Source organism: Klebsiella sp. CN_Kp097 (assembly GCF_040064495.1).
Classification (GTDB): Bacteria; Pseudomonadota; Gammaproteobacteria; order Enterobacterales; family Enterobacteriaceae; genus Klebsiella; species Klebsiella aerogenes.
In genome coordinates this window covers 356,924-378,989 of the sequence record NZ_JBEAIL010000001.1, presented here as the reverse complement: position 1 = coordinate 378,989, position 22,066 = coordinate 356,924, and the positions used below count along the sequence as shown (strand labels likewise).

Genomic DNA, 22,066 nt, shown 5'->3' with positions numbered 1-22,066 from the left:
TCGTGTCATATTCCCAATCTGTGAAATGTGATTGCCAGCACAATTGATGATTTTTCAGGTAGCCCATCACTGGGTTTGTGGCTTAAGGTATCAAATAAATAATCACTATCGAATATATATTCAGTGATTAAAAAGCGATAACGATATGTCACATCATGGCCTGCATAGACGCATGCAATGGCCGGAGACCATCTCTGTTTCCGCCGTTCCAGGACAATGGGTGACCGAGGAGAGCATCATATGCAGGCGACAGCCAAAGAGTTCATCATTGCGCTGGATGAAGGCACCACCAACGCGAAAGCCGTGGTGCTGGACGGCAAAGGCAAGGTTAGCGTCAAGTTCTCACAGCCGCTGGCGATCCAAACCCCGCGCGAAGGTTGGGTGGAACAATCCGGCGAGGCGCTGGTGGCGGCCTCGCTGGCGGTGATCGCCAAAGCGGTGGCTCACGTCGGCGCGGAAAACGTTGCGGCGCTGGCTATCAGCAATCAACGCGAAACCGCCATCGGCTGGTATCGCGCCAGTGGCGAACCCATTAACGCCGCCATCACCTGGCAGTGCACCCGCAGCGCCGCGTTCTGCGACACGCTGCGTCGCGATCGTCAGGAGCAGCGCATTAAGCACGCCACGGGCCTGCCGATTGCGCCGCTGTTTTCCGCCTCCAAAATGCGCTGGCTGCTGGACGCCACTCCCGATGGCTATCAGCTTGCCGCACGCGGCGAGATTTGCCTCGGCACTATCGACAGCTGGCTGCTGTGGAATTTAACCGGCGGACAATCCTTCTTCTGCGATTATTCCAACGCCGCCCGCACCCAATTGCTGAATCTGCACCGCGGCGAGTGGGATGACGAAATGCTGACGCTATTTGGTATTCCGCGCGCGGCGCTGCCGGAGATTAAACCGTCGAGCGGTCTGTTCGGCTACACCAAAGGGTTGGCGGCGATCCCCGACGGTATTCCGGTGATGGCGATGATTGGCGACTCCCACGCCGCGCTCTTCGGCCACGCGCTTGGCGAAGCTGGCTGTGTGAAAGCCACTTACGGCACCGGCTCCTCGGTGATGGCGCCGGTCAAATCGGCCCAGTGCGATATTGCCGCCCTGGCGACCACCGTCGCCTGGCACGATGGCGACCAGCTGGTGTGGGGGCTGGAAGGCAACATTCCCCATACCGGCGATGCGGTAGCATGGATGGCTGACAGCACCGGGCTGAGCGAACTCTCCGCAGCCGATTTGGCCCACGAGCTGAATACCCTGCCCGCCTCCGTCGATTCGACCTTAGGGGTCTACTTCGTGCCGGCGCTGACCGGGCTCGGCGCCCCCTGGTGGGATGACAGCGCCCGCGGGGTGATCTGCGGCCTCAGCCGCGGCGTCAAGCGCGCACACCTGATCCGCGCGGCGCTGGAATCCATTACCTATCAAATTGCCGACGTGGTGGCGGCGATGCGCCAGCACGCTGAATTCACTCTGACGGCGTTAATGGTCGACGGCGGCCCAACCAACAACGACTGGCTGATGCAATATCAGGCCGACCTGCTCGGCTGCCCGGTGATGCGCAGCGATATCCCGGAGTTGTCCGCCATCGGCGCGGCGCTACTCGCCCGCAAAGCCCTCACTCCGGGTGAAACCGCCGACCTGCAAGCCTTTTTAACCGAACACAGCGCTTTTCAACCCGACATGGCCCGCCACCAGCGACTACAGCAGCGCTGGCGGGAGTGGCGCCATGCGGTAAACAGAACATTATGGAAACCGGATTCGCCAGCCTGATGCCCATCGGCGTCAGATTGAGCGACGAACCTTATTAACCCACTACAGGAGAACCCCGGCCCATAACGATGTATCGCACCCCCGAATTTATTCTGGGGAAATTTCAGACCGTAAAATCCTGCCCGCTCAGGGGCTCATTTGTTCGAATATAAAAATATAGGAACAGAGTCATGAAATTACGTTTAACTCTTTTAACCGCTGCGACCCTGACTGCCTTTTCCTTTGCCGCGCATAGCGCCGAAAAAGGCACCATTATGATAATGGTTAACTCGCTGGATAATCCTTATTACGCCTCGGAAGCCAAAGGCGCCAGCGAAAAAGCGCAAGCCCTCGGCTATAAAACGACCGTGCTCTCGCATGGCGAAGATGTCAAAAAGCAAAATGAGCTGATTGATACCGCCATTGGTAAAAAGGTGCAGGGGATTATTCTCGATAACGCCGACTCCACCGCCAGCGTCGCCGCCATTGAAAAAGCCAAAAAAGCGGGCATTCCGGTGGTATTAATTAACCGTGAAATTCCGGTTGATGATGTTGCGCTGGAACAAATTACCCATAATAACTTCCAGGCAGGTTCAGAAGTCGCCAACGTATTTGTTGAGAAAATGGCGGAAAAAGGCAAATACGCCGAACTGACCTGCAACCTCGCCGATAATAACTGCGTCACCCGTTCTAAATCCTTCCACCAGGTGATTGACCAGTACCCGGATATGGTCAGCGTGGCAAAACAGGATGCCAAAGGCACCCTGATCGACGGCAAACGCATAATGGATAGCATTCTCCAGGCTCACCCGGATGTCAAAGGGGTGATCTGCGGTAACGGCCCGGTGGCCCTTGGCGCCATCGCGGCGCTAAAAGCGGCCAATCGTAACGATGTGATCGTCGTCGGTATCGACGGTAGCAACGACGAACGCGATGCGGTGAAGGCCGGTACGCTACAGGCGACCGTGATGCTCCAGGCGCAGGCCATCGCCGCCCAGGGCGTTACCGATCTGGATAACTACCTGCAAAAAGGCGAGAAGCCGGCGAAGCAGCGCGTGATGTTCCGCGGCATTCTGATTACCCAGGATAACGCAGATAAAGTTCAGGACTTCAACATCAAGTCCTGAGTTCGGGTGGTTGCGCCCCTGCGGGGGCGCAGAGGAGAGCATTATGTACAAGAAAACCTGTCTCGCGCTGGCCGTTCTGGCGCTTGGCGGCTGCCGCATCGTCTCGCAGCAGGAGCTGGCAGACCTGAAATCCCCGCCCAATCCGCATATGGCGAACATCGATAAAACCTGGCAGCAGAGCATCGTGCCGCAGGTGGTCGCTAACGCCCGCCCGGCGGCGGAGTTAATGAGCGCGCTGAAGGCGCAAAAAGATATCGATAGCGCCTGCAAAGCGCTGGGCTACCGCGCCCAGGACGAAAACCCGTGCATCTTTTACGTTAAGGTGGTGGGCGCCGTCAGCAAGCTGGATAGCGCCTCGCGCAGCGGCAAAATGACCCTTGCCGATGGCAGCATCGGTAATGTGGTGGTGCAGATTGGCCCTACCCTGCGCGGCACCCTGCTGCGCGACGGTTACCGCGACGCCAGCTACCAGGACTTTAACGACCAGGTGCTGTTTGGCGAATACAGCAAAAATATTAACAGTCAGGCGGTCAAGATGATTCAGGCGGCCAACCTGAAAACCGGCGACAACGTAGAAGTGTATGGCGTTTTCTCGGCCTGGGATATTCCACAAACTATTCCGGAAATCACCCCGGCGAAAATCGTTCATCCGGGAGGTCAATAATATGACGCCGCAAGATATCGTCGCTCCCCAACCAGTCGAATCTGAAGTGATTATCGAAACCCGCGGCCTTTCGCGCATTTATCCCGGCGTGACCGCGCTGGATAACGTGAATTACCGGGTCTATCGAAATAAGGTTAACGTTCTGATCGGAGAAAATGGTGCGGGTAAATCCACCATGATGAAAATGCTTGCCGGCGTTGAAACGCCCTCCTCCGGTCAAATTATTCTCGATGGCGAGGCGGTGACTTTAAACTCTACCCATCAGGCAGAGAAACTCGGCATCAGCATTATTTTCCAGGAACTGAATTTATTCCCCAATATGAATGTGATGGACAACATATTCATGGCTAATGAATTCTTTCAGAAAGGACGCATCAACGAGAAATATCAATATGCGTTAGCTAAATCGCTACTGGAGCGGCTGGAGCTCGACGTCGATCCCTACACGCAGCTGGGCGAACTGGGGATTGGCCATCAGCAGTTGGTTGAAATCGCCCGTGCGCTATCAAAAGACACCCGCGTGCTGATTATGGATGAACCCACCTCGGCGCTGAGCCAGTCCGAGGTCAAAGTGCTGTTTAAGGTCATCGAGCAGCTTAAGCGCCGCGGCGTCACCATTATCTATATTTCGCATCGCCTCGAAGAGCTGATGGAGATTGGCGACAATATCACCATTTTCCGCGACGGTCGCTTTATCAGCGAACGCAACGTCAGCGACGCCAGCGTGCCGTGGATCATTGAGCAGATGGTCGGCGATAAGAAAAAGCACTTTGATTATCAGCCCGCGCCAAAAGGCAACGCGGTGCTTGACGTTAAGGGGCTGACCGCGCTGCATCCGAGCGGCGGCTACAAACTCAATGATGTCACCTTTACCCTCAGCAAAGGCGAAGTGATCGGCATTTACGGCCTGCTGGGCGCCGGGCGCACCGAGCTGTTTAAAGGGCTGGTTGGCTTGATGCCCTGCCAGAACGGCGAGGTACATCTTAACGGCGAAAGCATCGGCAAATCTCGCTTTCAACACCGCCTGAAAAAGGGCCTGGCGCTGGTGCCGGAAGACCGTCAGGGCGAAGGCGTGGTGCAGATGATGTCAATTCAATCCAACATGACGCTCTCTGATTTTAGCCTGCAGGGTTTTCGCCGCGCCTGGCGGTGGCTGAATCCGCAGAAAGAAGAGTCCTGCGTAAAAGAGATGATTCAGCAATTGGCTATCAAGGTGAGCGACGCCAATTTGCCCATCACCTCGCTGAGCGGCGGCAATCAACAAAAAGTGGTGCTGGGTAAGGCGCTGATGACCCAGCCGCAGGTGGTCTTCCTTGACGAACCGACGCGCGGTATCGACGTCGGCGCAAAAACCGATGTCTATCACCTGATCGGCAAAATGGCCCAGCAGGGGCTGGCGGTTATGTTCTCCTCTTCGGAGCTGGATGAAGTGATGGCGCTGGCCGACCGCATCCTGGTGATGGCCGATGGCCGCATTACCGCCGATTTACCGCGCCATGCGGTGACCCGCGAAAAGTTAATCGCGGCTTCAACACCTCAAGATTAATCAGGCTGGAATCCATCATGAACCAGAAATATATGATTTATATGTACCTGCTGAAGGCCAGAACCTTCATCGCCCTGCTGCTGGTGATCGCATTCTTCAGCGTGATGGTACCGAACTTCCTGACCGCCTCTAACCTGCTGATCATGACCCAGCACGTGGCGATTACCGGCCTGTTGGCCATCGGTATGACGCTGGTGATCCTCACCGGCGGCATTGACCTGTCCGTCGGCGCGGTGGCGGGTATCTGCGGGATGGTCGCGGGCGCGTTGCTGACCAACGGGTTGCCGCTATGGAACGGCGACATCATCTTCTTTAACGTCCCGGAAGTGATCCTTTGCGTCGCGGTCTTCGGCGTGCTGGTGGGGCTGGTTAACGGCGCGGTAATTACCCGCTTCGGCGTCGCGCCGTTTATCTGCACCTTAGGGATGATGTACGTCGCCCGCGGCTCCGCCCTGCTGTTTAACAACGGCAGTACCTACCCGAACCTCAACGGCATGGAAGCGTTGGGCAATACCGGTTTCGCCACGCTGGGCTCCGGTACCCTGCTCGGGATTTATCTGCCGATCTGGCTGATGATCGGCTTCCTGGTACTGGGCTACTGGCTGACCACTAAAACGCCGCTCGGCCGCTACATCTACGCTATCGGCGGCAACGAATCCGCCGCTCGCCTCGCCGGCGTACCGATCGTCAAAGCCAAAATTTTCGTCTACGCCTTCTCCGGCCTGTGCGCCGCCTTCGTCGGCTTGATCGTCGCCTCCCAGCTACAAACCGCGCACCCGATGACCGGCAACATGTTTGAGATGGATGCCATCGGCGCCACCGTGCTCGGCGGTACCGCGCTGGCTGGGGGCCGCGGCCGGGTGACCGGCTCGATTATCGGTGCCTTCGTGATCGTCTTCCTTGCCGACGGCATGGTGATGATGGGCGTTAGCGACTTCTGGCAGATGGTCATTAAGGGCCTGGTGATCGTCACCGCCGTTGTCGTCGACCAGTTCCAGCAGAAACTGCAGAACAAAGTCATCCTGATGCGCCGCCATGAAGAGAAACTGGCCGCCATCCCGCCGAACGGCGCCACCTCCAGCTAATCGGCAACCGTATCCACGTATTCCGCCGGGCCTGGCGCCCGGCTTATCGAAAGGGAAAAAATATGCAACGAGATTTCCATAATAAAACGGTGGTTATCACCGGCGCCTGCCGCGGCATCGGCGCAGGTATTGCGGAGCGCTTTGCCCGCGACGGCGCTAATCTGGTGATGGTCTCCAACGCCGAGCGCGTTCACGAGACCGCCGAAATCCTGCGTCAGCGCTATCAGGCGGATATTTTATCGCTGCAGGTCGATGTGACCGATGAAGCCCAGGTACAGTCGCTGTATGAGCAGGCCGCCGCGCGCTTCGGCACCATTGACGTCTCCATTCAGAACGCCGGGGTGATCACCATCGATTACTACGATCGGATGCCAAAAGCCGATTTTGAAAAAGTGCTCGCGGTTAACACCACCGGCGTGTGGCTGTGCTGCCGCGAGGCCGCTAAATATATGGTGAAACAGAACCACGGCAGCCTGATTAACACCTCTTCCGGCCAGGGGCGTCAGGGCTTTATCTACACGCCGCACTACGCCGCCAGCAAAATGGGCGTGATCGGTATTACCCAAAGCCTGGCCCACGAACTGGCGCCGTGGAACATCACCGTCAACGCCTTCTGCCCCGGCATTATTGAAAGCGAAATGTGGGATTACAACGATCGCGTGTGGGGAGAAATTCTCAGCACCGAGCAAAAGCGTTACGGCAAGGGCGAACTGATGGCGGAATGGGTCGAAGGGATCCCGATGAAGCGCGCCGGTAAGCCGGAAGACGTAGCCGGGCTGGTGGCCTTCCTCGCCTCCGACGATGCACGTTACCTCACCGGGCAGACCATCAATATCGATGGCGGTTTGATTATGTCCTGAACGCGGTAGCCCGGATAAGGCGCTACGCGCCGCCATCCGGGAAACCGGGCTTCCGACGTTCGACACTATATTGAAGAGAGTAATCACTATGATCGGCAAAGACTTTGCACAGCAGCTGTTTAACCTGCAGGAGCGCGTCGCTTTCGTGACCGGCGCCGGCAGCGGCATCGGCCAAACCATCGCCTGCGCGCTCGCCAGCGCCGGCGCGCGGGTGGTCTGTTTTGATCTTCGCGACGACGGCGGGCTGGCGGAAACGGTCAGCCATATTGAATCCATCGGCGGTCAGGCCTGTTCTTATACCGGCGATGTCCGCCAGCTTGCCGACCTGCGCGCCGGCGTTGCGCTGGCCAAAAGCCGTTATGGCCGCCTCGATATCGCCGTTAACGCCGCCGGTATCGCCAACGCCAATCCGGCCCTGGAGATGGAAAGCGAGCAGTGGCAGCGGGTTATCGACATCAACCTCACCGGCGTATGGAACTCCTGCAAAGCAGAAGCGGAATTGATGCAGGAGTCCGGCGGTGGGTCGATTATCAATATCGCCTCGATGTCGGGGATTATTGTTAACCGTGGCCTCGATCAGGCGCATTACAACTGTTCGAAAGCCGGCGTTATTCATCTGTCGAAAAGCCTGGCCATGGAGTGGGTTGATAAAGGGATCCGCGTCAACGCCATCAGCCCCGGCTATACCGCCACGCCGATGAATACCCGCCCGGAGATGGTGCATCAGACCCGCGAGTTTGAAAGCCAGACCCCGATGCAGCGCATGGCGAAGGTAGAAGAGATGGCCGGCCCGGCGCTGTTCCTCGCCAGCGACGCCGCCTCATTCTGCACCGGCGTGGATCTGGTGGTCGACGGTGGGTTTGTCTGCTGGTAAAACCGGTCTTGCCCCGGCTAACGATGCATAAGCCGGGGCGTTTTCTTTCCGCACGCACCTCTCCCGGCGCTATTTTCTTAAGCCATCTTGCACATCTATGCAGAGCACATGATGGATCATGAAGATGGCTCATGCAGTATTGAAATTAACTCTCTTTCACTCATTCAATGACTCTGGCAAAAATAGTCTTCAGCAACTGCAGACAATATGAATGCTACTGAATAATAAATCCAGATAAATCGCAAGGTCATTCTGGGAATGTGAAATACCTGCATTTTTATATCAGAACCCAGGGTGGAAAGAGACGATGAAAGACTTTACCTTTACGATTAAACGTAGTCGTTTTGATGAACACTATAACCCAGCGGAAAATACGCGTATTACCACCAATTTTGCCAACCTGGCGCGGGGCGAAAACCGTCAGCAGAACCTGCGCAATGCGCTGGCAATGATTGATAATCGCTTTAATAACCTGGTGCAGTGGGACAACCCGAACGGCGACCGTTACTCCGTCGAGCTCGATATCATCTCGGTCGAAATGAATATTAGCGATAACGGCCAGAATGCGGCATTCCCGGTGATTGAGATTCTGCAAACCAATATTATTGATAAAGCCACCAACGCGCGAATCGAAGGTATTGTTGGGAATAACTTCTCCTCTTATGTGCGCGATTATGATTTTAGCGTATTACTGCCGGAATATAATAAAGATAAAGCAACATTCAGCGTGCCGGAAAATTATGGCGTTCTGCATGGCAATATTTTCAAACATTTCATACGCTCTGCCGAATACCATGAATGTTTTAAAAAGTCGCCGGTCATCTGCCTGAGCGTATCCAATAAGCATACCTACCGCCGGACCGGCAATCAGCACCCTATTCTCGGCGTCGAGTACCAGCAGGATGGCGTGGCGCTGACCGAGGCCTATTTCAATAAGATGGGCCTGCAGGTGCGTTACTTTATGCCGGCCAATAGCGTAGCGCCGCTGGCCTTCTTCTGCGCGGGCGATCTGCTCAGCGATTACAGCAACCTTGAGCTTGCCAGCACTATTAGCACGATGGAGACGTTCCAGAAGATTTATCGCCCGGAAATTTATAACGCTAACTCCGCGGCAGGGCAGTGCTATCAGCCGAACCTGAATAATCAGGATCATTCGTTGACCCGGATTGTTTATGACCGCGAAGAGCGCAGCCGCCTGGCGATTGAACAGGGCAAATTTACCGAACAACAGTTTATTAAGCCGTACCAGCATATTCTTGAGCAATGGTCAGCTCATTACGCTCTCTAAATCATAAAAAAATAAAGGTCACCTGTATGAAAACATTGCTCCCGACATCCACCGCAGGCAGTTTACCGAAACCGACCTGGCTGGCGCAGCCCGAGACGCTATGGTCTCCGTGGAAATTACAGAATGAAGAGTTAGTATTGGGCAAACGCGATGCGCTGCGTTTATCGCTCGACGATCAGCTGCGCGCAGGCATTGATATCGTCAGCGATGGCGAGCAGACGCGTCAGCACTTTGTCACCACCTTTATTGAACATCTTAGCGGCGTCGATTTCGAGAAACGGCAAACGGTGAGAATTCGCAACCGCTATGACGCCAGCGTGCCGACCGTAGTCAGCGCCGTCGAGCGCCAGCAGCCGGTGTTTGTGGAAGATGCAAAATACCTGCGTCAACTCACCAACAAACCGATTAAATGGGCCCTGCCTGGGCCAATGACGATGATCGATACGCTGTATGACAATCACTATAAAAGCCGTGAAAAGCTGGCCTGGGAATTTGCCAAAATTCTCAACCAGGAAGCCCGGGAATTAGAAGCCGCCGGGGTTGATATTATTCAGTTCGATGAACCTGCGTTTAACGTCTTCTTTGATGAAGTCAATGACTGGGGGATCGCCGCGCTGGAAAGAGCCGTTGAGGGGCTGAAATGCGAAACCGCCGTGCATATCTGCTATGGCTACGGTATTAAGGCCAATACCGACTGGAAAAAAACGCTCGGCTCCGAATGGCGCCAGTATGAAGAGGCGTTCCCGAAACTCCAGACCTCCTCTATCGATATTATTTCGCTGGAGTGCCACAACTCGCGCGTACCGATGGACCTGCTGGAGCTCATCCGCGGCAAGAAAGTGATGGTCGGAGCAATCGATGTGGCGACCAACGCCGTTGAGACGCCAGAAGAGGTGGCCAGCACGCTACGCAAAGCCCTGCAGTTCGTCGACGCCGACAAGCTCTATCCGTCAACCAACTGCGGCATGGCGCCGTTATCGCGTCAGGTCGCCGGCGGTAAGCTACATGCGCTAAGCGCCGGGGCGGAAATTATTCGCCGGGAGCTGGCGGCGAAATAGTTATCGGCTATTTATTGTCTCTGATACTACAACAGGAGCCGGGCCTACCTGGCTGCTGTTATTCCCTTCACAAAGGTTATCATCTCTGTCTTAACTCCTGATGATAATAATCTAACTGACTGAACTTAGGATTAGCCCGGTAGTAGATCACGGGTACCTCTTTTCCCACATAAACCTTATCGAGATCCACCGTATTAATAGTCATAAACTGATTGGCCTTACTATAAATTTTACCTTCGGCACTAAAGCTATACGTTAATACAATACTCACCTCACCACGATCGTTTGGCGTTTTAGGGTAGTAAGTCACGATACTGGCGCGGGTCGCTACAGGATCCCTTTTGATCATCCAGTAGAGGAAAAAACCTCTGGAAAAACAGAAGACAACCGCGGCCATCATCGCATAGAAGGGCCCACGAATAATGATCCCTGAATATTTTTCCATTATATTTCTCATGTACTGATTGTTATTGTTAATAGTGCGATTTATACGAATTTAAAACGTGATATCGTTGTCGTCCCTGGAAGCAATCCTGCAGGACTCATTATTTCATTTCATTATTTGCAAATAACGATATTTAAGCGTAGATACTCCCCCCCATGACTATATGACAACCAGTAATAACACAAATAAAACAATTTAATTAAGCACAAATAGTACATTAAATGGCTACTTAATAATTAAAGCTGTAAATTGACAATGTACTAGATTGCAAAAAAAGGGCGTCATTTATTACATGACGCCCAGGTAAAAGCGGGTTTACATTCCAGGGAAGGTGACGCTATTCCCCGGCGCTTCCCTGTGTAGATGAATAAAGTTCAGGTGTCGCTCGTACTGGTCGAGAATATCGGTGATCACCTGCTCTTTGCTGTAATCCATCAGGTCATTGCCCTGGCTCCCCTCCAGCAGGAAAGTCTCAAGACGGTAGTAGGTCGATTTGCCGCTGCGCGCCCGGTAGGTAAAACCAGGAATCGAGTACTGCTGCGGCCAAATCTGGTAGACGAAGTTTTGTTCGTCGCCCATATGCACCAGCAGATCGAGGTGACCAAGGTTATCGCCCTCTTCCGGCGGCAGGCTTTTCAGCTCAACGTAAGCGCCGCGCAGCTTCAACTCCTGCGCCACCTCTTCCATCGCCGGGAAGCATACCGTCTCCATCATCTGGCGGGTATAGCGCGTACCGGGATAGTTCATTAAGCGTGACAAGCGCTTTTTCCAGCTCAGACGATCCTGCACGCCCAGCGGGCGCGGCGCAGTGTCGCGATTGGCGCTTTCGCGGCGATAATCTTCCACCTTCAATGACTTATATAACCCCGCCATCACGAAGAAAATCACAAAGCTGAACGGTAGCCCCATGATCACCGTCGCGTTCTGTAGCGCGGAGATGCCGTTAGTCATCAGCATACCGAGGGTCAACAGGCCAATCACCACCGACCAGAAGATGCGCAGCCAGTTCGGCGCATCGCTATTAATATCCTTCAGCTTCGAAGTGAAGTTGCCGAGCACCAGCGCGCCGGAGTCCGCTGAGGTGACGTAAAACAGCAGGCCGGTAATGGTGGCGACCGAGGCGCTAAAGGTAAACGCCGGATACTGCGCCAGCAGGTTATAGAAACCGCGCTCCGGGTGAGCGATGGCTTCGGCGGCAAAATCTGCATTGCCATGAATAATTTCATATAACGCGCTATTGCCGAATACCGACAGCCACAGCAGGGTGAAGGTGAACGGAATAATCAGCGTACCGACCACAAACTGGCGAATGGTGCGCCCGCGCGAAATACGCGCCAGGAACAGGCCGACGAACGGTGACCACGCCACCCACCAGGCCCAGAAGAATAACGTCCAGTTATTCATCCATTCAACCGGGCGGTCGAAGGCGAAGCTGTTTAGCGTCATTCCCATAAAGCGATTGACGTAATCCCCGACGTTCAATACCAGCGCATTGAGCAGGAACTCGGTATCGCCCATAAACAGAATGAATAAGATCAGCCCCAGCGCCAGTACCACGTTGAGCTCGGAAAGGATACGAATGCCCTTATCCACGCCGGAGGTCACCGAAATGGTGGCGATAATCACCGACAATACAATCAGCGCCGCCTTTGCTCCCAGGGAATCAGGAATATGGAACAGCACGCTCAGGCCGTAATTGAGCTGCACCACGCCGATACCGAGGGTAGTGGCGATGCCGAAAATCGTACCGATCACCGCGGCGATATCGACGCTGTGGCCGATGGGGCCATTAATCTTTTTCCCGAAGATAGGATAGAGCGCGGAGCGGATGGTGAGCGGCAAATTATAACGATAGCTAAAGTATCCCAGCGCCATTCCCATCAGGGCGTACATCGACCAGCCGGTGAGGCCGTAGTGGAATAGCGTCCACACCATCGCCTGGCGCGCCGCTTCCATGGTCTGCCCCGCCCCTTCCGGCGGCTGCATATACTGCGTGACCGGTTCGGCGACCGAGAAGAACATCAGGTCGATGCCGATACCGGCGGCAAACAGCATCGCCGCCCAGCTCAGCACGCTGAACTCCGGCTTCGAGTGTTCCGGCCCCAGCTTCACCGAGCCAAAGCGCGAACAGGCAATACAGACGACGAACACGATATACAGCGTGGCGGCGAGTAAATAATACCAGCCAAATGTCTTAGAAACCCAGTTCAGGGTACGGCCAATCCAGGCCGCGGAAAAATCGCTGAAGAAGATAGTCATCAGGGAAAACAACAAAATCAGTCCTGCGGAAGTGTAAAAAACCACCGGATTGATTTTGTCCTTTTCTCTGCTCGGCGAAAGGTCTGTCATCCATTCTCCTTACATTTATTGCAACTATTAAAAAGCAAATCGGCAACAATTAAGACACATTTTATATTGAACGTCCAATCAAAAACCGCTTTAATAGATAAACAAATCTGATGAATGGAGTCCGGGAAATGCCAAAACTGGGGATGCAATCGATACGTCAGCGGCAGCTGATCGACGCCACGCTGGCGGCGATTAATGAGGTCGGCATGCATGACGCCACCATCGCGCAGATCGCCCGCCGGGCGGGCGTATCGACGGGCATCATCAGCCACTATTTCAAGGATAAAAACGGACTGCTGGAAGCGACGATGCGCGACATCACCGGCCAGCTACGCCATGCGGTGTTACAGCGGCTGCGGGCGCTACCCGGCGCCAGCGCTGAACGGCGCCTGCGGGCCATCGTCGCCGGCAATTTCGATGACAGCCAGATAAGCGGCGCGGCGATGAAGGCGTGGCTCGCCTTCTGGGCCAGCAGTATGCATCAGCCGATGCTCTATCGCCTGCAGCAGGTCAGCAGTAAGCGTTTGTTGTCGAACATCGTGTATGAGTTTCAGCGTCAGCTACCCCGCGAGCAGGCGCAGGAAGCAGGTTACGGTCTGGCGGCGCTGATCGACGGCCTGTGGCTGCGGGCGGCGTTAAGCGGTAAACCGCTCGACAAAACGCGTGCCGAAACCCTCGCCGACCATTTCATCAGTCAGTATCTGCCACCGACTTCGCAATAATGGAGGAAACCATGTCCCGAATGGCCGAACAGCAGCTTTATATTCACGGCAAGTTTGTCGCCGCCACCAGCGGTAAAACTTTCGAGACCATCAACCCTGCCACTGGGGAAGTGCTGGCAACCGTCCAGGCCGCCGGGCGTGAAGACGTCGACCGCGCGGTAAAAAGCGCCCAACAGGGGCAAAAAGTGTGGGCAGCGATGAGCGCGATGGCGCGCTCGCGGATCCTGCGTAAAGCGGTTGATATCCTGCGCGAACGTAATGATGAGCTGGCGCGTCTGGAGACGCTTGATACCGGCAAACCGCTGAGCGAAACCGCCGCCGTCGATATCGTAACCGGCGCCGATGTGCTGGAGTACTACGCCGGATTGATCCCGGCGCTGGAAGGCAGCCAGATCCCGCTGCGCGACAGTTCTTTTGTTTACACCCGCCGCGAGCCGCTTGGCGTAGTCGCCGGTATTGGCGCCTGGAACTACCCGATCCAGATAGCGCTGTGGAAATCGGCCCCGGCGCTGGCCGCCGGTAACGCGATGATCTTTAAACCGAGCGAAGTCACTCCGCTCACCGCGCTGAAGCTGGCGGAAATCTACCGCGAAGCGGGTCTACCGGAAGGGGTCTTCAACGTCCTGCCGGGAATCGGCGCCGAAACCGGCCAGTACCTGACCGAGCATCCGGATATCGCCAAAATCTCCTTCACCGGCGGTGTCGCCAGCGGCAAAAAAGTCATGGCCAACTCCGCCGCCTCTTCTTTAAAAGAGGTGACCATGGAGCTGGGCGGTAAATCACCGCTGATTATCGCGGAAGATGCCAACCTCGACCTCGCCGCCGATATCGCCATGATGGCCAATTTCTACAGCTCCGGTCAGGTCTGCACCAACGGCACCCGCGTGTTTGTGCCCGCGAAGTTTAAAGCCGAATTTGAACACAAGATCCTGGAGCGCGTGGGCCGTATCCGCGCCGGAGACCTGTTTGCCGACGATACCAATTTCGGCCCGCTGGTCAGCTTCCCGCATCGCCAGAATGTCCTGCGCTATATCGAGAGCGGCAAAAGCGAAGGCGCTCGCCTGCTGTGCGGCGGCGATGTGCTGAAAGGCGAAGGCTTCGATAATGGCGCATGGGTCGCTCCGACGGTCTTCACCGACTGCACCGACGACATGACTATCGTGCGCGAAGAGATCTTCGGACCAGTGATGTCGATTCTTAGCTATGACGACGAAGCGGAAGTGATTCGTCGCGCCAACGCCACCGAGTACGGCCTTGCCGCTGGCGTCGTCACGCCGGATCTGAACCGCGCTCACCGCATCATCCACCAGCTGGAAGCCGGCATTTGCTGGATAAACAGCTGGGGAGAATCGCCGGCGGAAATGCCGGTCGGCGGCTATAAACACTCCGGCATTGGCCGAGAAAACGGCGTGATGACGCTACAGAGCTATACCCAGGTAAAATCCATCCAGGTTGAGATGGGTCAGTTTCAATCCATATTTTAACCAGGAGGTCATTTTTGCAGTTTGACTACATCATTATTGGCGCCGGCTCCGCCGGCAACGTCCTCGCGACGCGTTTAACGGAAGATCCCAACATCACCGTCCTGCTGCTGGAAGCGGGCGGCCCGGATTATCGCTTTGATTTCCGCACCCAGATGCCCGCCGCGCTGGCTTTCCCGCTGCAGGGCAAACGCTACAACTGGGCCTATGAGACCGAACCGGAACCCTATATGAACAACCGTCGCATGGAGTGCGGACGCGGTAAAGGGCTCGGCGGCTCCTCGCTGATTAACGGCATGTGTTATATCCGCGGCAACGCCATGGACCTTGATAACTGGGCCGCCGCGCCGGGGCTGGAACACTGGAGCTACCTCGACTGCCTGCCCTATTACCGGAAAGCGGAAACCCGCGACATCGGCCCTAACGACTATCACGGCGGCGACGGCCCGGTGAGCGTCGCTACGCCGAAACAGAATAATAACCCGCTGTTTCATGCAATGGTGGAAGCCGGCGTGCAGGCGGGCTATCCGCGTACTGACGATCTCAACGGTTATCAGCAGGAAGGGTTTGGCCCGATGGACCGCACCGTGACGCCGCAGGGACGCCGTGCCAGCACCGCCCGCGGCTATCTCGATCAGGCCCGCAGCCGCGCGAACCTGACCATCCGCACCCATGCCATGACCGATCACATTATTTTTGACGGCAAACGCGCCGTTGGCGTCGAGTGGCTGGAAGGCGACAGCAGCGCGCCGTCGAAAGCAATGGCCAATAAAGAAGTGCTGCTGTGCGCCGGCGCCATCGCCTCGCCGCAAATTCTGCAGCGTTCCGGGGTCGGCAATCCGGAACTCCTGCGCCAGTTTGATATTCCGCTGGTCCACGCCCTGCCCGGCGTCGGTGAAAATCTGCAGGACCATCTTGAGATGTACCTGCAGTACGAGTGCAAAGAGCCGGTATCGCTGTACCCGGCGCTACAATGGTGGAATCAGCCGAAAATCGGCGCGGAATGGCTGTTCGGCGGCACCGGGATCGGCGCCAGCAACCAGTTTGAAGCGGGCGGATTTATCCGCAGCCGCGAGGAATTCGCCTGGCCGAATATTCAGTACCACTTCCTGCCGGTGGCGATTAACTACAATGGATCCAATGCAGTTAAAGAACATGGTTTCCAGTGCCACGTTGGCTCGATGCGTTCACCAAGCCGCGGTCACGTGCGTCTGAAATCGCGCGATCCGCATGCCCATCCGGCAATCCTGTTCAACTATATGTCGAGCGACCAGGACTGGCAGGAGTTCCGCGACGCCATCCGTATTACCCGCGAAATCATGAACCAGCCGGCGCTGGATAAATATCGTGGGCGCGAAATCAGTCCTGGCGTTGAGTGCCAGAGCGATGCGGAGTTAGATGAGTTTGTGCGTAATCACGCCGAGACCGCGTTCCACCCGTGCGGCACCTGTAAGATGGGGTACGACGACATGGCGGTGGTCGACGGCGAAGGCCGCGTCCACGGCATGGAAGGGTTAAGAGTCGTCGACGCGTCGATTATGCCGCAGATTATTACCGGCAACCTGAACGCCACCACTATCATGATTGGCGAGAAGATGGCCGATGCCATTCGCGGACGTCAGCCGTTACCGCGCAGCACCGCGGCCTACTATGTCGCTGGCGACGCGCCTGTTCGCCGCTAAACGAGCAGATCCCCGGATTGCGCTGCGCTAATCCGGGCTACCAAATAGCACAGCACTGTAGCCCCGGTAAGCGACAGCGCCACCGGGGATTTTGAAGCCGCCAGCACCGGTGTCAGCGATACACCCCCCGCCTTCCCGGATTGCGCTACGCTAATCCGGGCTACCAAATAGCACAACTCTGTAGCCCCGGTAAGCGACAGCGCCACCGGGGTTTTCTCATCCCGTCCGCACTCACTGCGCTTCTCCTATACTTGCAGTTTAAGCGGGGACAGGAGAAAGACGATGACGCTACCCGATTTTCACGTTTCAGCGCCTTTTACGCTTGGTATTGAGCTGGAGTTACAGGTCGTCAACCCGCCGGGATACGACCTCAGCCAGGATGCCTCCACGCTGATTGCCGATATCCAACGCGAACTGACGGCGGGAGAGGCCAAACACGACATCACCGAAAGCATGCTGGAGATAGCGACCGGCATCTGTCGCGATATCAACCACGCCACCACACAGCTCGGCGCCATCCATCAGGCGGTACAGCGCGCCGCTCTCCATCACCACCTACAAATCTGCGGCGGCGGTTCGCATCCTTTCCACGCCTGGCAGCGTCAACAAATCAGCGATAACCCGCGCTATGTGAAAACCGTCGAGCACTTCGGCTATCTGGCAAAGCAGGCGACGGTGTTTGGCCAGCACGTTCACGTCGGCTGTCAGAACGGCGACGACGCCATCTATTTACTGCACGGGCTGTCACGCTTTGTACCGCACTTTATTGCCCTCAACGCCGCCTCGCCGTGGTTCGACAGCACCGACAGCCGCTTTGCCTGTTCGCGTCTGAATCGTTTCTCTTCCTATCCTGATAACGGGCCGATGCCGTGGGTTGAGAACTGGCAGGCCTTTCAGCGTTTATTCCGCCGCCTGAGCTACACCAGCATGATCGACAGCATGAAGGATCTGCACTGGGATATCCGCCCGAGCCCGGTGTTCGGTACCGTCGAGGTGCGGGTAATGGATACGCCGCTGACGATAGGCCAGGCGGTGAATATCGCCGGATTTATCCAGACGCTGGCCTGCTGGCTGTTAAACGAACGGCCGTTTAAACATCAACCGGAGGATTACCTCCTCTACCCTTTCAACCGCTATCAGGCCTGTCGCTACGGCCTCGACGGGGTGATAACCGATGTCTGGTCCGGCGAACAGCAGAGCATCCGCGCGAACATTCTGCAGTTGGCCGACCGATTGGCGCCTTTTGCCCACAAGGTGCATGCCAGCGCGGCGCTGGAGTCGGTTGTGCGCCAGGCCAGATCCCCCATCAGCGAAGCGCAGCAGATGCGCGAATTCATCGCCAACGGCGGTTCGCTGATTGGTCTGGTACAAAAGCATTGCGAGATTTGGGCGGCATAAGGAAGCGAAACGGGTATACTCGGCGCAGGATATTTAAAAGGAATGTTCATGTTATTACGCCGCCTGATCCCGCTTGCGCTTCTTCCCTTCACCGCTTTTACCCATGCCGCCTGTACGCTCACCGACCCGACGCTGACCTTGCAAAGCTATACGGTTAATCCGCAGCAGGAGCGCATCGTGATGTACTGGCAAAAGCAAAATGGTAAAGCCTGGGGATCGTTGCGCTCGCTGCTGTCCGATATCGATAAAGACGGCAGCGTCCAGATGGCGATGAACGGCGGGATATACGATAAGGCCTACGAACCGCTGGGCTTGTATATCGAAAACGGCGAGCTGCTAAAGCCGCTCAACCGCGCCTCCGGCGGCGGCAACTTTTTCATCCGCCCCGGCGGCGTATTCTGGCTGAAGGGCCAGCGGGCGGGAATAACGCCTATCAACAACTTTAAGCCATCGCCTGAGATAACCTACGCCGTGCAGTCCGGGCCAATGCTGATTGAAAACGGCGCCATCAACTGGCGGCTGAAGCCCTCCGCCAGCTCGCGCAAACTGCGCAACGGCGTCGGCATTGATAAGCAGGGACGGGTGGTATTTATGCTTAGCGAGCGTGAAACCAATTTCTACGATTTCGCCTGTTACGCGCAGTCCAAACTCCACGTGCGCCAGATGCTCTACCTCGACGGTACGATTTCAAAAATGTATCAAAAGGGCGGCAGCATACCGTGGCAATACCATCCGTTCGTCACCATGATCGCGGTGGAAACCCAAAAACCTGGCTAAACGAAAATGGCGCCCGCTCTATCCTGAAGGGGCGCCAGAGGGGATCAGGCAGCTTTACGGAAACGGCGGGTCAGCCGCTTCTCAATTTCAACCACCAGGAACATAGCCACACCAATCACCAGAGTCACGAACCAGTAGCGCAGCGGCAGCGCCTCAGTGCCGAACATGTTCTGCATCAGCGGTACATAGATGATGACCAGCTGCATCAGCAACAGGATGCCGGTCACCAGCCAGATGCCTTTGTTGCGCAGCAATCCTTTGTTCAGGGAGAAACTGTCGCTGCTGCGGCAGTTGATCATATAGACCCACTGGGCGGTCACCAGCATCTGCAGCAGCACGGTGCGGATGAACTCGGCGCTGTGGCCGCGCGGCGCCAGCCAGGCTTCGAGAATAAAAGCGGCGACGGCAATCATCGAACCGACAAAAGCGACGCGCCAGACGGCGAACCCATCCATCACGTGCTGGCCGGTCTTACGCGGTGGACGGTTCATCACGTTGCGCTCGGCGGCTTCAAAGGCCAGGCCGAAGGAGAGCGTGGCCGAGGTCGCCATGTTCATCCACAAAATCAGCACCGGCGTCAGCGGAATAATATTGCCCGCCAGCAGCGCGATGATGATCAACAGCCCCTGCGCGAGGTTGGTCGGCATGATGAACAGGATGGTCTTTTTCAAGTTGTCGTAGACACGACGCCCCTCCTTCACCGAGCCGGCAATGGTGGCGAAGTTGTCGTCGGTGAGCACCATATCGGCGGCCTCTTTGGTCACCTCGGTTCCTTTAATGCCCATGGCGATGCCCACGTCGGCCTGGCGCAGCGCCGGGGCGTCGTTAACGCCGTCACCGGTCATGCCGACCACTTCGCCGCTATCCTGCAGCGCCTTTACCAGACGCAGCTTATGCTCCGGACTGGTACGGGCGAAAATATCAAACTCCACCGCCGCCTTCGCCAGCTCGGCATCATCCATATGCTCAAGCTGATAGCCGGTCATCGCCTGGCGGCTGTTGGCGATCCCCAGCATCTGACCGATGCTCATCGCCGTCTGCGGGTGGTCGCCGGTGATCATCTTCACGCGGATCCCGGCGGTCTGGCAGGCGTGGATCGCGTCAATCGCCTCCGGACGCGGCGGATCCATCATTCCGGCGATGCCGAGGAACACCAGACCTTCTTTCAGATCATCGTGGGTCAATGTGGCGCTGCCGACGGTTGCCGGTTTACAGGCGGCGGCAACCATCCGTAACCCCTGACGGGCGAAACGCGCCATTTCGTCTTCCCAGTATTGACGGTCAAACGGCCTTGGCCCCTGCTTGCTCATCTGCTGGCCGCACAGGGCAAAGATGACATCCGGCGCGCCGGTAATCAGCACCCGCTCCTCATCGCCGATCTGCTGATGGGTGGCCATATATTTGTACTGCGAGTCGAAGGGTATTTTCGCCACCAACCGGGTGGCGACCGGCGCTAACTGGGCTTTCGCCGCCAGCACCTTCAGCGCCCCTTCGGTCGGGCCGCCGGTGATCCCCCACAGGCCACGCTCGTCCTGAACGATCTGGCTGTCGTTGCACAGATCGATGGTGCGCAGGTAGGTTTCCAAAACGCTGCCCGGCTGGACCACCACCGGCTCGTCGCTGCCCTCCTGGAAAATGCGCCCCTGCGGCTCATAGCTGTCGCCTTCAACGCGGTAGCAGCAGTCGGCGGTGATGATTGCTTTCACCGTCATTTCGTTCATGGTCAGGGTGCCGGTCTTGTCCGAACACACCACGGTCATCGCGCCAAGCGTTTCAACCGTCGGCAGCTTGCGGATAATTGCCCGCTTGCGCGCCATCGCCTGTACGCCGAGCGACAGGATAATCGAGATAATCGCCGGCAGGCCTTCCGGCACCGCCGCCACCGCGAGGCTAATCAGCGACAGCAGCAGCTCGCCCAGCGGGATATCGCGCAGCGCGAGGCTGAAGAAGAACAGCGCCACCATCATCGCGAGGATGATGACAAAAATCGCTTTCCCCAGCTTATCCATCTGCACCAGCAGCGGAGTACGGTGCTTTTCAATAGCCGCCATCATCTGATTGATGTGGCCTAGCTCGGTCTCTTGACCGGTAGCGGTGACCACACCGACGCCGCTGCCGGCGCTGATAGTGGTGCCGGAGAAGACCATATTGGTGCGGTCACCCAGCGGTAGCTCGCCGTGCAACGCCACAGTGGTTTTATCCACCACCGTTGATTCGCCGGTGAGAATCGCCTCTTCGACCCGTAGATTGTGGCTTTCAATCAGGCGCATATCCGCCGGGACGCGATCGCCAGCGCGCAAAATAACAATATCGCCCGGCACCAGGTCACGGGTGGGGATGGTTTCATGCTTGCCGTTGCGCTGGACGCGGGCGTCGCTGGAGAGCATGTTGCGGATCCCCTGCAGCGATTTTTCGGCATTGCTCTCCTGAATATGACCGATCAACGCATTAATGACGGTAACGCCGAGAATAACCAGGGTATCGACCCAGTGGCCCATCACCGCGGTGAGCGCGGCAGCGGCCAGCAGGACGTAAATCAGGACATCGTTGAAGTGGGCAAGAAAACGCAGCCAGGCCGGTTTGCCTTTCTTTTCCGGCAGCGCGTTAGGGCCGTATGATTTCAGGCGCCCGACGGCTTCAGCGGTGCTGAGACCGTCGGCATGGCTCTTTTTTTGCGCCAGTACCGCTTCGACTGTTTGCTGATAAGCCTGCTGTGGCGCGCTGTCGCCCGAAGGCGTGATGTTGTGGGGGTTAATCATCCGGGTCAAAATTAAGTTTCCTTTTAAATTCCGTCATTCGGAAAGCCTGAAATCATTTCTGGCCAATGAATTAATGCGTTTTGCGAGCAAGATCAAATTATCCAGCCAGAATATTTATTTACTCGCAAATTAAAAAATACATGGTAAGTTGGTTCTGAAAAACAAATATTACAGGGTATTTCTAAACCATTTATAAACGAGGTGAAACATG

The 22,066-nt window shown here is 56.4% G+C and carries 17 protein-coding genes; 14 read left to right on the top strand and 3 right to left on the bottom strand.

The annotated features are described in order from the left end of the window. Window positions 1-240 precede the first annotated feature (240 nt). From ABLV07_RS01780 to ABLV07_RS01740, 9 genes are all read left to right on the top strand, one after another. On the top strand, window positions 241-1,761 hold the full coding sequence (locus ABLV07_RS01780) for an FGGY-family carbohydrate kinase (RefSeq protein ID WP_032712826.1): 1,521 nt from the start codon (window positions 241-243) through the stop codon (window positions 1,759-1,761). A gap of 170 nt (window positions 1,762-1,931) precedes the next feature. Further along, window positions 1,932-2,867 carry a D-ribose ABC transporter substrate-binding protein gene (locus ABLV07_RS01775; RefSeq protein WP_015367786.1) on the top strand — a complete coding sequence of 312 codons (936 nt, stop codon included), beginning with the start codon at window positions 1,932-1,934 and terminating at the stop codon, window positions 2,865-2,867. Between the two features lie 43 nt (window positions 2,868-2,910). Next, the gene (locus ABLV07_RS01770; protein WP_015704700.1) at window positions 2,911-3,531 is read left to right on the top strand and encodes a DUF2291 domain-containing protein; all 621 of its coding nucleotides are present in this window, start codon (window positions 2,911-2,913) and stop codon (window positions 3,529-3,531) included. Window position 3,532: 1 nt separating this feature from the next. Beyond that, entirely contained in the window at window positions 3,533-5,077 is a 1,545-nt protein-coding gene (locus ABLV07_RS01765) for a sugar ABC transporter ATP-binding protein (RefSeq protein WP_032712825.1), read from the top strand. Between the two features lie 17 nt (window positions 5,078-5,094). After that, window positions 5,095-6,162 carry an ABC transporter permease gene (locus ABLV07_RS01760; RefSeq protein ID WP_032712823.1) on the top strand — a complete coding sequence of 356 codons (1,068 nt, stop codon included), beginning with the start codon at window positions 5,095-5,097 and terminating at the stop codon, window positions 6,160-6,162. Window positions 6,163-6,224: 62 nt separating this feature from the next. After that, window positions 6,225-7,022 (top strand): SDR family oxidoreductase, encoded by a 798-nt coding sequence (locus tag ABLV07_RS01755; RefSeq protein WP_045361948.1) that lies wholly within the window; start codon window positions 6,225-6,227, stop codon window positions 7,020-7,022. 88 nt (window positions 7,023-7,110) lie between these two features. Further along, complete coding sequence (locus ABLV07_RS01750; RefSeq protein WP_032712819.1) at window positions 7,111-7,896, top strand: SDR family oxidoreductase; 786 nt, start codon at window positions 7,111-7,113, stop codon at window positions 7,894-7,896. A 307-nt stretch (window positions 7,897-8,203) separates the two neighbouring features. After that, entirely contained in the window at window positions 8,204-9,184 is a 981-nt protein-coding gene (locus ABLV07_RS01745; protein ID WP_032712817.1) for a DUF1852 domain-containing protein, read from the top strand. A 26-nt stretch (window positions 9,185-9,210) separates the two neighbouring features. Continuing rightward, entirely contained in the window at window positions 9,211-10,242 is a 1,032-nt protein-coding gene (locus tag ABLV07_RS01740) for a methionine synthase (protein ID WP_015704695.1), read from the top strand. A 79-nt stretch (window positions 10,243-10,321) separates the two neighbouring features. Here ABLV07_RS01740 and ABLV07_RS01735 read toward each other — a convergent pair whose 3' ends face one another. Next, on the bottom strand, window positions 10,322-10,687 hold the full coding sequence (locus ABLV07_RS01735) for a hypothetical protein (RefSeq protein WP_032707592.1): 366 nt from the start codon (window positions 10,685-10,687) through the stop codon (window positions 10,322-10,324). Window positions 10,688-11,002: 315 nt separating this feature from the next. Beyond that, window positions 11,003-13,036 (bottom strand): choline BCCT transporter BetT, encoded by a 2,034-nt coding sequence (gene betT, locus ABLV07_RS01730; protein ID WP_015704693.1) that lies wholly within the window; start codon window positions 13,034-13,036, stop codon window positions 11,003-11,005. Window positions 13,037-13,164: 128 nt separating this feature from the next. On the opposite strand from betT, the gene betI reads away from it, so the two are divergent. The 5 genes from betI (at window position 13,165) to ABLV07_RS01705 (ending at window position 19,096) form a co-directional block, all read left to right on the top strand. Next, window positions 13,165-13,758 carry a transcriptional regulator BetI gene (gene betI / locus ABLV07_RS01725; RefSeq protein WP_015367796.1) on the top strand — a complete coding sequence of 198 codons (594 nt, stop codon included), beginning with the start codon at window positions 13,165-13,167 and terminating at the stop codon, window positions 13,756-13,758. A gap of 11 nt (window positions 13,759-13,769) precedes the next feature. Beyond that, on the top strand, window positions 13,770-15,242 hold the full coding sequence (gene betB / locus ABLV07_RS01720; protein ID WP_020079391.1) for a betaine-aldehyde dehydrogenase: 1,473 nt from the start codon (window positions 13,770-13,772) through the stop codon (window positions 15,240-15,242). Between the two features lie 14 nt (window positions 15,243-15,256). Continuing rightward, window positions 15,257-16,921, top strand: a complete 1,665-nt coding sequence (gene betA, locus ABLV07_RS01715) for a choline dehydrogenase (RefSeq protein ID WP_032712813.1) — start codon at window positions 15,257-15,259, stop codon at window positions 16,919-16,921. A gap of 282 nt (window positions 16,922-17,203) precedes the next feature. Continuing rightward, window positions 17,204-18,319, top strand: a complete 1,116-nt coding sequence (locus ABLV07_RS01710; RefSeq protein ID WP_045361940.1) for a YbdK family carboxylate-amine ligase — start codon at window positions 17,204-17,206, stop codon at window positions 18,317-18,319. A 48-nt stretch (window positions 18,320-18,367) separates the two neighbouring features. Next, window positions 18,368-19,096 (top strand): phosphodiester glycosidase family protein, encoded by a 729-nt coding sequence (locus ABLV07_RS01705; RefSeq protein ID WP_032707587.1) that lies wholly within the window; start codon window positions 18,368-18,370, stop codon window positions 19,094-19,096. Between the two features lie 44 nt (window positions 19,097-19,140). On the opposite strand, the gene ABLV07_RS01700 is transcribed toward ABLV07_RS01705, so the two are convergent. Continuing rightward, window positions 19,141-21,864, bottom strand: coding sequence for a cation-transporting P-type ATPase (locus ABLV07_RS01700; RefSeq protein WP_164514937.1), 2,724 nt, complete (start codon window positions 21,862-21,864; stop codon window positions 19,141-19,143). Window positions 21,865-22,066 lie beyond the last annotated feature (202 nt).

What these genes read in the sequence shown, in the direction of transcription:
- ABLV07_RS01780 (WP_032712826.1), top strand. Translation starts at nt 241, where the DNA reads ATGCAGGCGACAGCCAAAGAGTTCATCATTGCGCTGGATGAAGGCACC.
- ABLV07_RS01775 (WP_015367786.1), top strand. Translation starts at nt 1,932, where the DNA reads ATGAAATTACGTTTAACTCTTTTAACCGCTGCGACCCTGACTGCCTTT.
- ABLV07_RS01770 (WP_015704700.1), top strand. Translation starts at nt 2,911, where the DNA reads ATGTACAAGAAAACCTGTCTCGCGCTGGCCGTTCTGGCGCTTGGCGGC.
- ABLV07_RS01765 (WP_032712825.1), top strand. Translation starts at nt 3,533, where the DNA reads ATGACGCCGCAAGATATCGTCGCTCCCCAACCAGTCGAATCTGAAGTG.
- ABLV07_RS01760 (WP_032712823.1), top strand. Translation starts at nt 5,095, where the DNA reads ATGAACCAGAAATATATGATTTATATGTACCTGCTGAAGGCCAGAACC.
- ABLV07_RS01755 (WP_045361948.1), top strand. Translation starts at nt 6,225, where the DNA reads ATGCAACGAGATTTCCATAATAAAACGGTGGTTATCACCGGCGCCTGC.
- ABLV07_RS01750 (WP_032712819.1), top strand. Translation starts at nt 7,111, where the DNA reads ATGATCGGCAAAGACTTTGCACAGCAGCTGTTTAACCTGCAGGAGCGC.
- ABLV07_RS01745 (WP_032712817.1), top strand. Translation starts at nt 8,204, where the DNA reads ATGAAAGACTTTACCTTTACGATTAAACGTAGTCGTTTTGATGAACAC.
- ABLV07_RS01740 (WP_015704695.1), top strand. Translation starts at nt 9,211, where the DNA reads ATGAAAACATTGCTCCCGACATCCACCGCAGGCAGTTTACCGAAACCG.
- ABLV07_RS01735 (WP_032707592.1), bottom strand. Translation starts at nt 10,687, where the DNA reads ATGGAAAAATATTCAGGGATCATTATTCGTGGGCCCTTCTATGCGATG.
- betT (WP_015704693.1), bottom strand. Translation starts at nt 13,036, where the DNA reads ATGACAGACCTTTCGCCGAGCAGAGAAAAGGACAAAATCAATCCGGTG.
- betI (WP_015367796.1), top strand. Translation starts at nt 13,165, where the DNA reads ATGCCAAAACTGGGGATGCAATCGATACGTCAGCGGCAGCTGATCGAC.
- betB (WP_020079391.1), top strand. Translation starts at nt 13,770, where the DNA reads ATGTCCCGAATGGCCGAACAGCAGCTTTATATTCACGGCAAGTTTGTC.
- ABLV07_RS01710 (WP_045361940.1), top strand. Translation starts at nt 17,204, where the DNA reads ATGACGCTACCCGATTTTCACGTTTCAGCGCCTTTTACGCTTGGTATT.
- ABLV07_RS01705 (WP_032707587.1), top strand. Translation starts at nt 18,368, where the DNA reads ATGTTATTACGCCGCCTGATCCCGCTTGCGCTTCTTCCCTTCACCGCT.